The organism is Azospirillum rugosum, assembly GCF_017876155.1.
Taxonomy (GTDB): domain Bacteria; phylum Pseudomonadota; class Alphaproteobacteria; order Azospirillales; family Azospirillaceae; genus Azospirillum; species Azospirillum rugosum.
Genome location: NZ_JAGINP010000012.1, coordinates 142,457 through 156,261 on the forward strand (window position 1 = coordinate 142,457; position 13,805 = coordinate 156,261).

Consider the following 13,805-nt stretch of genomic DNA (forward strand, 5'->3'; position numbering starts at 1 on the left):
TCTACGAACTGGCCTCCACCGTACCGGGCGCCTTGGCCGGTTCATGGTGGCGACGGCGGGTCAACCGGTCGAAGGCCAGATAGATCACGGGGGTGGTGTAGAGCGTCATCAGCTGCGACACCAGCAGCCCGCCGACCATGGCGTAGCCCAGCGGCTGCCGCAGCTCCGACCCTGTTCCCGTACCCAGCATCAGCGGCACGCCGCCCAGCATGGCCGCCATGGTGGTCATCAGGATGGGGCGGAAGCGCAGCAGGCAGGCCTCCCGGATCGCGTCGCGCGGCGACATGCCGCGCTCCCGCTCCGCCACGATGGCGAAGTCCACCAGCATGATGCCGTTCTTCTTCACGATGCCGATCAGCAGGATCAAGCCGATCAGCCCGATCACGTCGAAGCCGAACCCGCCCAGCCACAGCGTGGCGAGCGCGCCCAGCCCGGCCGAGGGCAGGGTGGACAGGATGGTCAGCGGGTGGATGACGCTTTCATAGAGGACGCCGAGGATGATGTAGACGACGACCAGCGCCGCCAGGATCAGGTAGGGCACGCTGCCCAGCGAGTCCTGGAAGGCCTGCGCCGTGCCCTGGAAGGACCCGATCAGCGCCGCCGGCGCGCCGATCTCCCGCATGGCGTTGTCGATCGCCTGCGTCGCCTGCCCCAACGAGACGTTCGGGGACAGGTTGAAGGACAGGGTGATGGCCGGGAACTGGCCCTGGTGGTTGATCGACAGGTAGGTGATCGGCCGGGTGGAGATCTTCACCAGCGTGGACAGCGGCACCTGCTGCCCGGTGGTGGGGGACCGCACGTAGATCCGCTCCAGCGTGCTCGGCAGGCCCTGAAGCTCCGGCGTTACCTCCAGGATGACGTGATAGCTGTTGGTCTGGGTGAAGTATTGGGCGATCTGCCGCTGGCCGAAGGCGTCGTACAGCGTGTCGTCGATCAGCTGCGGCTGGATGCCGAAGCGGGAGGCCTGGTCGCGGTCGATGGTCAGGGTGGCGGTGGTCGCCTTGGTCTGCTGGTCCGACGACAGGTCGCGCAATTCCCGCAACGTGCCCAGCCGCTCCAGCACCTTGGGCGCCCATTCGTTCAGCTCGTCCAGGTTCGCGTCCTGGAGCGTATACTGGTACTGAGCGCGCGAGGCGCGGCCGCCGACGCGGACGTCCTGCGACGCCTGGAGGTAGAGCCGTGCGCCCTCCAGCTTCGCCACCTGCGGGCGCAGGCGGTTGATCACCTCGTCGGCGCTGGCCGTTCGCTCGTTGCGCGGCTTCAGCGTGATGAAGAAGCGCCCGGTGTTGACCGACTGCCCGTTGCCCGACCCGACGAAACCGACCCAGGTCGCCACCGCCGGATCCTTGCCGATGATGGTGCCCAGCTGTTCCTGCAACCGGCTCATCGCCGCGAAGGAGATGTCCTGCGGGCCTTCCGACTGGCCAACGATCAGGCCGGTGTCCTGCTGCGGGAAGAAGCCTTTGGGAATGTGCACGAACAGCCATCCCGTCGCCGCCACCGTGGCGACGAAGAGGAGCAGCGTGGCGACGTTGTGCCGCAGCACGATGTCGAGTCCGGCACGGTAGGCGGCCAGCAGCCCGTCGAACCCCCGCTCCACCACGCGGTAGAGGGCGCCGTGCCGGGTCTCGTGCTCGTCCTTCAGCAGCCGCGCACCCATCATCGGGGTCAGAGTCAGCGAGACGATGGCCGAGACCGCGATGGTCATGGTCACGGTGACCGCGAATTCGCGGAACAGGCGGCCGACGATGCCGCCCATCAGCAGCAGCGGGATGAAGACGGCGATCAACGACAGGCTGATGGACACGATGGTGAAGCCGATCTCCCCCGCGCCCTGCAGGGCCGCCTTGAAGGGCGGCACGCCGTCCTCGATGTGGCGGTGGATGTTCTCGATCATCACGATGGCGTCGTCGACGACAAAGCCGACCGCGATGGTCAGCGCCATCAGCGACAGGTTGTCCAGGCTGTAGCCGCAGACATACATCAGCCCCAACGTTGCCGCGAGCGACAGCGGAACCGTGATGCTGGGGATGATGGTCGCGGGCACGTTGCGTAGGAACAGGAAGATGACCATCACCACCAGCGCGATGGTCAGCAGCAGCGTGAACTGCACATCCTCCACCGAGGCGCGGATGGTCTGGGTGCGGTCCGACATGATCTCCGTGTGGACCGACGGCGGGATGGAGGCGGTCAGGCGCGGCAGTTCCGCCTTGATGCGGTCGACCGTGTCGATCACGTTGGCGCCCGGCTGTTTGAAGACGATCAGCAGAACGCCGCGCCGGCCGTTCTGCCAGCCGGCGACCTTCGCGTTCTCCGGCCCCTCCACCGCCTGGCCGATGTCGCGGATGCGCACGGGCGCGCCGTTGCGATAGGCGACGATGACGTCGTTCCACGGCTCCGCCGCCGTGATCTGGTCGTTGTCGTAGATGGTGAAGCTGCGGTCCGGCCCGTCGATGCTGCCCTTGGCGCCGTTGACCGTGGCGTTCACCATGACGCCGCGCAGATCCTCCAGCGACAGGCCCATGCCGGCGATCTTGGCCGGGTCCACCTGGATGCGCACGGCCGGCTTCTGCTCCCCGCCGATGGTCACCTGCGACACACCGCTGATCTGGCTGATCTGCTGCGCCAGCATGGTGTCGGCGTATTCATCCACTTGGGTGATCGGCAGCACGTCGGAATGCACCGCCAGGATCAGGATGGGACTGTCGGCCGGGTTGACCTTGCGGTAGGTCGGGGGGCTCGGCAAGTTCTTCGGCAGCTGGCCGCCGGCGGCGTTGATGGCGGTCTGCACGTCCTGCGCCGCGCCATCGATGTTGCGGCCGAGGTCGAACTGGACCGTCACCTGCGTGTTGCCGAGCACGCTGGTGGAAGTCATCTGCGTGACGTCGGCGATTTGCCCGAACTGGCGTTCCAGCGGCTGCGCGACGGTGGAGGCCATGGTTTCCGGGCTGGCGCCGGGCAGCGAGGCGGAGACCTGGATGGTCGGGAAATCCACCTGCGGCAGCGGCGCCACGGGCAGGAAGGGGTAGGCCGCCACGCCGGCCAGCAGCAGCCCGACCATCAGCAGCGCGGTGGCGATCGGGCGGCGGATGAAGGGGGCGGAAATGTTCATGGCGCCGCCGCCTCCGTCACCGGCTTGGACGCCGATAACGGGGCCGGGGCCTTCCCGTCCGTCGTCCGCGCCTCGACCCGCATCCCCGGCTGGATCTTGAGCTGGCCGGAGACGACGACCCGCTCACCCTCCTGAAGGCCGCCGCTGATCACCGCCTCCCGCTCTCCCAGCCGGTCGGGCTGGACGGTCCGCACCTCCGCCGTGTCGTCGGGCTTGATGACGTAGACGTACAGTCCGTTTGGGCCGCGTTGCACGGCGTTCGGGGGAACGGTCAACACCCCCTTGTCGGTGCGCAGCAGCAGTCGGACCTGAACGAACTCGCCGGGCCAGAGCGCGTTGTCGATGTTGGGGAACTCCGCCTTCAGCCGGATGGTGCCGGTCGTCTGGTCGACCTGATTGTCCACCAGCTTCAGCACGCCGTCGGCCAGATGCTCCCGATTGTCGCGGCTGTTGACGGACACGGTCAGCGGACCGCGCGCCATCGCCCGGACGACGCTGTGGAGCTGGTCTTCCGGCAGGGTGAAGACGACGTTGATGGGGTGCGTCTGCGTGACGGTGACGATTCCGGACGTGTCGTTGGCGTGCACGATGTTGCCGGCGTCGACGTTGCGGAAGCCGACCCGCCCGTCCACCGGCGAGCGGATCATTGTGTAGCCGAGCTGGACCTGCGCGTTGTCGATGGTCGCCTGGTCGCCCTTGATCTGCGCCTCAAGCTGGGCCACCTGGGCGCGCTGGGTGTCTCCTTGCTGGCGGGAGGAGAAGTCGCGTTGCGCCAGCGTCTCGTAGCGGGCGAGGTCGCGCTGCGCGTTGGCGAGCATGGCCTCGTCCTGCGCCTTCTTGGCGGTGGCCTGGTCGAGCGTCGCCTGGAAGGGGCGCGGGTCGATCTGCGCCAGTGGGTCGCCGACCTTCACCTCCTGCCCCTCGGTGAAGAAGATCTTCTGCAACTCGCCATCGACGCGGGAGCGGACGGTCACCGTGTTGAGGGCCTGCACCGACCCGATACCCGGCAGCCAGAGCGGCACCTCCTGCCGCGCGACGGCGGCGACGGTGACGGGAACGGGCGGGGGCTGCGCGGGCACCTGCGCCTTGGAAGGTCCACCAGCGCCGCGGGCGCCGACCACGTACCAGCCGCCGGCCAGCAGGAGAATCGCGAGGATGACGCCGACCACAAGCCTGCCGCGTCGGGGCTTGTCCGGCGCCGTCCATGTCGTCGTTCGGTCCATGAGCAGGCTTTCCCGCAAAAGGTCAAAGCGGAGGGCTCTTCCAACCCGGTGGCCGTGCCCGCTGTTTGCCGGGGGCCGGGACTGTTCGTTGGGTCGGTCCGAAGATCGGCCAGGGTCAGAATCATCGTTCGACCGTGACCCCGGGCTAACCGGAACATGAAATCTGGGTCATCTCCGCCCGCCGCCAATGGAGGGGGCGGGGAATTGCGGGGAGGGGGAAGATTGGGGAGGGGGCCCGGTGCGACACCCCAGTATGGCGTCGATATGGCTCGCCGGTCAGGTGAACGTCTTGAAAAAGGGAAAGCCCGTCAGGGGGCGGCGGGCGACATGGCAGGAGTGGAGGGGCTCGAACCCCCAACCCCCGGTTTTGGAGACCGGTGCTCTACCAATTGAGCTACACTCCTGTCGCCGCCTGTCGGCGGGAAGGCGCTTGTAGGCGATTTCGGCGCCGCCCGCCAGAAAAATTTGCGGTTGGCTTTTTCAATCACAGTTCCCGGCGCAGGCCCGTTCCAGGAACTTGTGCAGTTCGTTGGGGCGGATCGGCTTGCTGAAGAAGGCCCCGACCTCGCGCGTCGCCTGGTCGCGGATCGGCTTGGCGACGTCGCCGGAGATCACGCAGGCCGGCACCGGCCCGATGAGCCGGCGGATTCGCGCCACCGTCTCGATGCCGTCCAGGTCGCCCGGAAGGCGGTAGTCGGCGATGACCACATCCGGCCGGAGGCCGTCCTCCAGCAGGTCCAGGGCGGACCGGCCGCAGCCGGCTTCCAGGACGGTGCAGCCGAGGCTGGTCAGTGCCGTCTCCATGGCGCTCATCACGCCGGGGGCGTCCTCCACCACCAGCACGGTGCAGTTCAGGGCCGGCACATCCTGCACGCGCTTCGCCGCCATCGCCCGGCGCTTGCGCGTGCGGCCGGCGACCGGCACCAGGATGGAAAAGCGCGCGCCGCGGCCGGGGACGGACGCGACGTCCAGCGGATGGCCGAGCAGGCCCGCCGCCTTCTTGACGATGGCGAGGCCCAGGCCGTGCCCCTTGGCCCGCCGCCGTTCCGGGTTGCCGATCTGGTACAGCTCGTCGAACAGACGGTCCTTCAGCTCCGGGTCGAAGCCGACGCCGTTGTCGATCACGTCGATGCGCAGCTGGTCCCGCCAGCGCCGCGCGCCGATCAGGACCCTTCCGCCCTGTGTGCGAGTGATGGGGGCGTGGATGATGGCGTTGGCGACGAAGTTGCGCAGGATGCGTTCGAGCAGCACCGGCTCCGACCGGACCACCAGGCTGCAGGGGACCACCCGAAGGGCCACGCCCTTGCCCTCGGCGACGCCGGTGTATTCGGATTCGAGCCGGTCGAACACGCTTTGCAGGGGGAAGGTGCCGTGCACCACCTCCGTCACGCCGAGTTCCAGCTTCGACACGTCGAGCAGGCCGTTGAACATCTCCACCAGCGCGTCCAGCGCGTCGCGCATCTTGCCGAGCAGGGTGGCTTCCTCCAGGCCGTGGGGCCGCGCCGACAGGACGCCGTGGAACAGGGACAGCGCGTTCAGCGGCTGGCGCAGGTCGTGGCTGGCCGAGGCGAGGAACAGGCTTTTCGACTGGTTGGCGGCCTCGGCGACGCGCCGCGCGTGGTCGGCCGCGCGCCGCGCCTCCTCCCGCTCCTCCACGCTGGCGCCCAGGGTCAGGCCGGACAGGGCGAGCACGGCGATGAAGGCTTGCAGGGACAGGATGCCCAATGGCGGGGGATTCGCGCCGAACGGGCCGAGCCCGCGTTCCGTCCCGGCGACCGCCACCGCCGCGACCAGCAGGCAGGCCGCCGCGGCACCTGGCGTGCCAAGCCGCGCCGCCGCCCAGAGGACGAAGGGAAACACCAGGTAGGTCCATTTGGGAAAATACGTCTCGAACCGCAGGGGCGAGGCGAAGACCAGCGCCGTCGCCAGAAGGAGCAGCACGCCGATCAGCGCGGCCTCGCCCCAGCGCCTGGCGGACAGGCCGCCATCGGCCTGTTCGGACGAGATGGTCACCAGCGTGCCGACCACGATGACGCCCAGCGCGTGCCCCAGCCAGATCAGCAGGCCGTTGGTCCAGAAATCGGCCCAGGGCATGACACCGGCCACGCACAGCACGATGGTGGTCAGGGCCGCGCCGACCAGCGTCGCCGCCTTGGAGCCGAGGATCACGAACCACGCCACGTCGCGCAGGCGGTCCAGCGGGCGCCGGATGGGCACCACGCGCGTCAGGAGGTACCAGCCGAGCACCGCCTCCACGGTCGCGGCCATGGCCATGCCCAGGCTGCCGGGCAACGGCATCCCCCACCACAGGCACGTCACCAGCGAACCGCCGGCGGCCACCGGCCAATAGACCGGTCCATACCCGACCAGCAGGCCGAGCGCGAATCCGCTGGCCGGCCAGACGGGCGTGACGAAGGGAGCCGGCATCTCCATCGAGAGGCCGACCGTCGCCAGGGCGACATAGGCCGCCGTGGCGACGATCAGCACCACGCCATGCCGGCCCTCACCGTTCATGCTGTGGACGAAGCTGGGCAAGGCGAGCCGAGCCATGGCGTCACCACGTCCTTTAGGAAACAATCAGTCATACGGACATATGCAACAGGCGTGGCGCGAAATGTGTCCGCACCCCCCTTGGACTAGGGGCGGATCTGCCAACTTTGCGCAGGCGCTGGCATGCCATTTGCGTCATTTTGACGCATATCTGTGTATGTTGGAGTTGAGCAATGTCGATTCTATCGCGCGCCGTGGTCCGCGGCGCGGCCGCCGCCCTGTCGGCCATGGTGCTGCTGGGCGCGACCGCGGCCGCCACGGTCGCAACGGCGGCCGAGCCGGTCAAGGTGAAGGTGTTCGTCGGCGCCATGTTCGAGATCGGCAAGAACACGGGCGACCGGGCGGGCGAGTTCCAGAACTGGTACGAGCGCTATTGGCAGAAGGCGGAGCCGATCACCGTCAAGGGCGCGCTGAACCCCGTCTATTGCAACGCGGACGGTGTCTGCGGGGCGGTGCTGGGCATGGGCAAGGTCAGCTCCTCGGCCTCCATGCAGGCGATCCTGCTGAACCCGCAGCTCGACCTGTCGCAGGCCTATTTCATCATTTCCGGCGTGGCCGGCACCCCGCCGTCGCGCGGCACGATCGGGGAGGTGAACTGGGCGACCTGGCTGGTCGACTACGACCTCGGCCACCGCTGGGCGCCGGAGGAGAACAAGCCGGGCGAGCCGACCTTCATGCCGCGCAAGGGCTATGAGTCCGTGCGCCTGTTCCAGCTGAACCCGGCGCTGGTGTCCTGGGCGATGCGGCTGACCGCCGACACCCCGCTGAAGGACAGCGACAGCGCCCGCGCCTACCGCCTGCGTTATCCGCAGGATGCCGCGCAGCGTGCTCCTTTCGTGGGCACCGGCACGCACATGACCGGCGACACCTTCTTCCACGGGCCGGGCATGTCGGCCCAGGCGCAGTACATTGCCAAGCTCTACGGCGCCGACGACTACGTGATCACCGAGATGGAAGCGGCGGCGATCACGCTGGTGATCAAGCGCCTCCAGGGCTCCGACCGGGTGATGAGCCTGCGCGGGGCGGTGAACTTCGACCAGGGCAACCCCAACGAGACCACGCTCCAGCACCTGGACCCCAAGCCGGGCGAGACGGCCGGCGGCTTCGCCGAGACGGTGGAGAATGTGGCTCTGGTCGGGTCGCGGATGGCCGACCACATCGTCGCCCATTGGGACCAGTGGCAGGCGGGCGTCCCGGCGCTGCCGGCGCAGTAAGGGCCTGATCGCTTCTTCTGCTCCAGAAGGACCGGTCCCCGCGAGATGCGGAATGCGGGGACCGGGGGCCATCTCAATAAGGGCTGCGCAGACGGCAGCTGCGTTCCAGCGCCTGGGCGGCCCAAGCGCCGCGGATGGCGTGCAGCGCGTCGTGGCACAGGCGCACCTTGGCCCCGGCGAAGGACGGCAGCAGACGCGCCCGGACGACGCGGTAGTCCTTGGGCCCTCCATCGAACTGCACGAGGCCGGCTTCCGACGTCGCGACGCCGGTCGAGAAATCGACGGCCCAGGTAACAGAGCGGTCCATGGTCGCCTCCATACGCCGTCACAGGGTCCAGGGCAGGTGGAGAAGGGTTCCGGCGGCGATGGCGACGCCGTAGGGCAGGGGCGCGCCGTCGCGCAGAACCTCCGGAAGCGCCGCCTCGCCGCCCGCAGGCACGGGCAGGGCGCGCCGGACGATCCACCGCAGCGCCGCGACACCCACGGCCAGCAGGGCGCCGGTGGTGCTCACCGCCACCATCTGCGGCAGCACCGCGGCCGGGGGCACCCAGAGCGTTGCGGCGGCCAGCAGCTTCACGTCGCCGCCGCCGATCAGCCCCCGTGCGAACAGCAGGGCGGTGACGGCGAAGACGATGCCGGCCGGCAGGAGGTGCCGCATCTCCTCCGCCGCATCCGGCAGCACCACGGCGCGCAGCGCGAACAGCCCGGCCAGCGCGGCGCAGAGCAGGTTCGGGATCCGGAAACGTGCGACGTCCCACGTGGCGGCGACCAGCAGCAGGCATCCGGCGACGGCGACGAAAGGGTCGATCATGGGAACGCTCATGGCCGTTGGTGTGGCTTGGGGGGCGGTCAGTGGCCCGACAGGGCCGGCAGCAGGACGCGCAGCACGCGGATGACCGTCGGGATGCAGATGACGATCAGGAAGGACGGCATGATGAAGGCGGCCAGCGGCAGCACCATGTGGACGGGCAGCTTGTTGGCGTGCTCCTCCGCCTTCACGAGGCGCTTGCGCCGCATGTCGGCGGCGTAGACGCGCAGGGTCTGGGCGATGCTGACGCCCATGCTGTCGGCCTGGACCAGCAGGGTCACCAGCGCGTTCACCTCGTCCAGCCCGATGCGGGCGCCCAGGTTGCGCAGCGCGGCGTCGCGGGCGATGCCCGCCTGCATCTCCAGGCCCAGGATCAGGAAATGCTCGCTCAGCAGCGGGTGGGCGTCCTTCAGCTCGGACGCGACGCGGGCGATGGCGGCGTTGAGTCCCAGCCCCGCCTCGACGCAGACCAGCAGCATGTCCAGCGTGTCGGGGAAGGCCTCCCGCACCGCCTTCTGGCGGATCTCCACGCGCTGGGACAGGAAGACCGCCGGCCCGAAGAAGCCCAGCGCTGCGGCCCCCACCCCCACGAAATACATGGTCCGCACGGACATGGAGCCGCCGAGCAGCGGCCAAGCCGCCAGCGCCAGCACCGGCAATCCCAGCGCCAGCGCGCAGCGCAGCGCGTAATAGACCGGCAGCGCCCGCGGGTGGTAGTAGCCGGCCTGCACCAGCCGCTGCTGGGCATAGCTGCGCTTGCGCCCGTCGGTCGGGACCAGCGTGCGCTCCAGCTTGCGGATCAGGTCGCGCGTGCCCTCGCCGTCCAGGCCGTGGCGCAGCGTGGCGCCGGTCCGGCCGCGGATGGCCAGGGCGCGCATCCGCGCCGTGGCCGCGTCGGGACGGCGCAGGGCGGCCGCGGCGGCCAGCACCGCCAGGAAGACCGACAGGAACACGGCGCCCAGGATCAGCGCCCGCTCGTCCACGAAGGCGTAGCGCAGGTCGTTGAAGACGTCGAACAGACGGGAGTCGAACAGGTGGGAGTCGGGCATGGCCGGCGTGCCTCCGCTCTCAGATTCGGAAATTCACGAGGCGGTGGATGATCAGATGGCCGATGGCCATCAGCACGCCGGCGACCACCATGCCCGGCATGAACAGGGGGTCGGTCATGACGTCGCCGAAATACCCCTTGTTGACCACGTTGATCAGCGCGGCGGACACCAACGGCATCAGCCCGATGATGAAGGCCGAGGAGCGGCCCTGGGAGGTCAGCGCCTTCACCTTCGCCTTCATGGCGAAGCGGTCGCGGATGACGGTGGCGAGGTTGCCCAGCGCCTCCCCCAGGTTGCCGCCGGTGTTGTGCTGGATCTGCACGGTGACGACGAAGTAGCGCAGGTCCGGGTTCGGCACGCGCACCGCAAGGTTCACCAGCGCGCTGTGCAGGTCGAGCCCGTAGGTCATCTCGTCCACCACCAGCCCGAACTCCGTGCCGATGGGGTCGGGCATCTCCGTGGCGATCATGCCGATGGCGCTGTTGATGGGATGGCCGGCCTTCAGGCAGCGCACCATCATCTCCAGCGCCTCCGGGAATTGCAGCACGATCTTCGCGATGCGCAGGCGCCCGCGCACCGTCAGCGCCAGCATTGGCCCGCCGATGCCCACCGCCAGCGCGCCCAGCAGCGACGGCAGCGGGGGGAGCCCGGCGGCGAAGCGCAGGGCGAGCAGCGCCAGCACCACCAGACTCACGCAGATCGCGGCGAGGCGGCGGACGGAGATGGTGAGGCCGGATTCCCGGATCAGCCGTTCGGTGACGGGCAGGACGCGGATGATGGCGGCGGACAGCCGGTCGGTCTCCGCCCGGCGCAGCCGGTTCAGCGCCGCGTCGCCCGCGGCCCCGGCGGCGAGCAGCCGCATGCGTCGGTTCCGCCCGCCATTCTCCCCCCGCCGCACGTCGACGGCGAGGTGATACAGCCCTTCGACGAGCAGCAGCCCCGACACGAACAGCAGGATGTAGGCGTACTCGATGTCGGTGAATCCCATGGTGCGCTTCCTTTGGTGCTGTGCGGCGGTGCTGGTCTGGGGAGTGGTCGCGCTGGGCCCCCCTCCCAACCTCCCCCCACTTCGCGGGGGGAGGAGTTGAGCGCGGGAGGGGCGGAGTTCCCTCCCCCGTCGAAGATGGGGGAGGGTTAGGGTGGGGGCCCAACGCGACCACTCATCACTCACCCCAGCGTGTGGTTCGGGGCGAACAGGCGGCTCGGCAATTCCAGGCCGCAGGCGGCGGCGTGCTCGAAGAAGCGGGGCCGCACGCCGGTGGCGATGTGGGCGCCGCGCACGGTGCCGTCCGCGTCGACACCGTGCTGGTCGAACCGGAAGATCTCCTGCATGGTGACGATCTCGCCCTCCATGCCGGTGATCTCGCTGAGGCTGACCAGCCGCCGGCGGCCGTCGGAGAAGCGGCGGATCTGCACGATGACGTGGATGGCCGACGCGATCTGCGCGCGCATGGAGCGCGGCGGCAGGTTCATCCCGGTCATGCCGATCAGCTGCTCCAGGCGGCCGAGCGCATCGCGGCAGGTGTTGGCGTGGATGGTGGTCATCGACCCGTCGTGGCCGGTGTTCATGGCCTGCAGCATGTCGAAGGCCTCGCCCGCCCGGCACTCGCCGAGGATGATGCGGTCGGGGCGCATGCGCAGCGCGTTCTTCACCAGCTCCCGCTGGGCGATCTCGCCGCGGCCCTCGATGTTGGCGGGGCGGGTCTCCAGCCGCACGACGTGGGCCTGCTGGAGCTGAAGCTCCGCCGCGTCCTCGATGGTGACGACGCGCTCCCGCTCGTCGATGAAGCTGGACAGGGCGTTCAGCATCGTCGTCTTGCCGGTGCCGGTGCCGCCGGAGATCAGCACGTTCAGCCGCGACTTCACGACCGCGCGCAGCACCTGCGCGATCTCCGGCGTGATGGAACCGGTGGCGACCAGCCGGTCGACGCCGAGCGGCGTCCTGGAGAATTTGCGGATCGACACGATGGACCCGTCGATGGCCACCGGCGGCACCACCGCATTGACGCGGGACCCGTCGGGCAGGCGGGCGTCCACCATCGGCTGGGATTCGTCCACCCGGCGGCCGACCGCGGCGACGATGCGGTCGATGATGCGGCGCAGGTGCCGCTCGTCCCGGAACTTCACGCTGGACAGCTCCAGCGTGCCGCGCCGCTCGATGAAGACCTGGGCGTGGGTGTTGACCAGGATGTCCGACACCGTCGGGTCCTTCAGCAGCGGCTCCAGGGGCCCGAGCCCCAGAAGCTCGTCGATGATGTCGCGGGTCAGGCGGCTGCGCTCCCCGGCGTTCAGCGCGATCTGCTCGTCGGCCAGCAGGTCGCCGAGGATCTCGTTGACCTCGCGGGCGATGTCGTCGCGCTCCATCTTGTCGAGTGCTGCGAGGTTGATGACGTCGATCAGCTTGCGGTGCAGGCTGACCTTCAGGTCGATGTAGCGCTCGCTGTCCTCGAAGCTGACGGGACGCGCCGGGGCGGTGGGCTCCGGGGCGGGGGCGGGCCGGGGTTCCGCCGTGGGCGCAGGCTCGACGAGGGCGGCGGCACCGCCGCGGAAGCGACCGAACATGGCTCGACCTCTTTCGTTCGAATGTGTCAGCGGGCGCCGAGCGGCGCGAGGGAGAGCAGCCGGCGGAGCGCCGACCGCGGCGCCTCCGTCACCTGGGGGGCCGGGAAGAGCGTGGCGAGCGCCAGCGCCGTGAAGGCGCGGACGTCCTTGACGATGACGCTGCCGGGGGTGGCCTCGGCCAGCGGGCGGCCGGCTTCGCGCGCCGCGAAGGCAGCCTTCGCGTCGGCGCGGATGCAGGCGTCAATGGGCTGGCCCAGCGCCGCCTGCGCGTCCTTCAAACTTTGTTTCAGCGCGGAGCCGGACTCCGTCTGCCCGGCGACCAGCAGGCGCGGCACGTCGTCCAGCTGCTCCTCCGCCATCAGCTTCAGGTGCGCCTGGGTGCGCAGCAGGCCGGTGACGTCGAGCCGCAGCAACAGCGCCACCAGCGCGGACCCGGCCAGCACCGGGGACGTCCAGGCGGTCCAGGCGTGCGGCATGTCCACCACGACGACGTCGTACCGCTCGCGCAGCAGCGCCAGGATGCGCGCCGCCATGTCGGGGGTCAGCGTGTCGAAGGGCACGATCTCCGACGGGGCGGCCAGGACATCCAGGCCGGAGGGATGGCGGGCCATCGCCGACGCCAGAAAGGCGGCGTCGAGGCGGGCCGGCGCATCCAGGATCTGGGTCAGGCCGGCCGCGCCGCTCAGGTCCAGCGACAGGGCGGCGTTGCCGGTCTGCAGGTCGAAATCGACCAGGCAGACGCGCGCCTTCTTCCCCCCAGCGGGGCCGGGCGCCTGGTCGATCAGCGACAGCGCCGCCTGGACCGCCAGCGTGGTGGCGCCGATGCCGCCGCAGCTGCGCATGATCGTGATCACGCGGCCCTCCGGCCGTGCGTCGGCGGCGGCCTGGGCGCGGGCGTGGGACAGCGCGTTGACGAGGTCGCCGACGGCGACCGGGCGCGGCAGCACGTCCAGCGCGCCGGTCCGCATCAGTTCGCGCACCAGCGGAATCGTCGCCTCGCGGACGATGGCGATCACCGGGCGCCCCTGCGCCGTGCCGTGCAGCAGGGCGCCGAGCGCGTTCACTGCATCGGCCGCGTCGGACGGCAGCTCGGCCAGCAGGACGTCGAAACCGGCCGGGACGCTAAAGGGCTCAGCGTCGGCCATGCGCAGGTCGAGGCGGCCGGCGTCGGCCTTGTCGAAGGCGGATCGCAGCTCGTCGGCGCAGGCGGCGGTGCGCAGGAGGGCAAGCGTGTTGATGCGACGGCTCATGATCGTACCACCCGTTGGAAAGCCCGATTGAAAGGCG

Annotated in this window: 10 protein-coding genes and 1 tRNA gene; 1 reads left to right on the forward strand and 10 read right to left on the reverse strand. The window is 69.7% G+C overall.

From position 1 onward, the window contains the following. Position 1: 1 nt before the first annotated feature. From J2851_RS17530 to J2851_RS17545, 4 genes are all read right to left on the reverse strand, one after another. On the reverse strand, positions 2-3,112 hold the full coding sequence (locus J2851_RS17530; protein WP_209767677.1) for a multidrug efflux RND transporter permease subunit: 3,111 nt from the start codon (positions 3,110-3,112) through the stop codon (positions 2-4). Continuing rightward, entirely contained in the window at positions 3,109-4,335 is a 1,227-nt protein-coding gene (locus tag J2851_RS17535) for an efflux RND transporter periplasmic adaptor subunit (protein WP_209767678.1), read from the reverse strand. Before J2851_RS17535 ends, J2851_RS17530 begins: the two co-directional genes overlap by 4 nt. A 328-nt stretch (positions 4,336-4,663) precedes the next feature. Then, positions 4,664-4,739 (reverse strand) — tRNA-Trp (locus J2851_RS17540). A gap of 76 nt (positions 4,740-4,815) precedes the next feature. Continuing rightward, positions 4,816-6,885: an MASE1 domain-containing protein gene (locus J2851_RS17545; RefSeq protein ID WP_209767679.1), complete on the reverse strand. Its 2,070-nt coding sequence runs from the start codon at positions 6,883-6,885 to the stop codon at positions 4,816-4,818. Positions 6,886-7,058: 173 nt separating this feature from the next. On the opposite strand from J2851_RS17545, the gene J2851_RS17550 reads away from it, so the two are divergent. Then, positions 7,059-8,099: a purine-nucleoside phosphorylase gene (locus tag J2851_RS17550; protein ID WP_209767680.1), complete on the forward strand. Its 1,041-nt coding sequence runs from the start codon at positions 7,059-7,061 to the stop codon at positions 8,097-8,099. 73 nt (positions 8,100-8,172) lie between these two features. On the opposite strand, the gene J2851_RS17555 is transcribed toward J2851_RS17550, so the two are convergent. The 6 genes from J2851_RS17555 to J2851_RS17580 all read right to left on the reverse strand — a co-directional run bounded on the left by J2851_RS17555 (position 8,173) and on the right by J2851_RS17580 (position 13,768). Continuing rightward, positions 8,173-8,406 (reverse strand): hypothetical protein, encoded by a 234-nt coding sequence (locus J2851_RS17555; protein ID WP_209767681.1) that lies wholly within the window; start codon positions 8,404-8,406, stop codon positions 8,173-8,175. An 18-nt stretch (positions 8,407-8,424) separates the two neighbouring features. Beyond that, positions 8,425-8,910: an A24 family peptidase gene (locus J2851_RS17560; RefSeq protein ID WP_209767682.1), complete on the reverse strand. Its 486-nt coding sequence runs from the start codon at positions 8,908-8,910 to the stop codon at positions 8,425-8,427. 38 nt (positions 8,911-8,948) lie between these two features. Beyond that, entirely contained in the window at positions 8,949-9,956 is a 1,008-nt protein-coding gene (locus J2851_RS17565) for a type II secretion system F family protein (RefSeq protein WP_209767683.1), read from the reverse strand. A 19-nt stretch (positions 9,957-9,975) separates the two neighbouring features. Further along, on the reverse strand, positions 9,976-10,944 hold the full coding sequence (locus J2851_RS17570) for a type II secretion system F family protein (protein ID WP_209767684.1): 969 nt from the start codon (positions 10,942-10,944) through the stop codon (positions 9,976-9,978). A gap of 179 nt (positions 10,945-11,123) precedes the next feature. Next, positions 11,124-12,518: a TadA family conjugal transfer-associated ATPase gene (locus J2851_RS17575; protein ID WP_209767685.1), complete on the reverse strand. Its 1,395-nt coding sequence runs from the start codon at positions 12,516-12,518 to the stop codon at positions 11,124-11,126. Positions 12,519-12,544: 26 nt separating this feature from the next. Next, positions 12,545-13,768 (reverse strand): CpaE/TadZ family protein, encoded by a 1,224-nt coding sequence (locus tag J2851_RS17580; RefSeq protein ID WP_209767686.1) that lies wholly within the window; start codon positions 13,766-13,768, stop codon positions 12,545-12,547. Positions 13,769-13,805 lie beyond the last annotated feature (37 nt).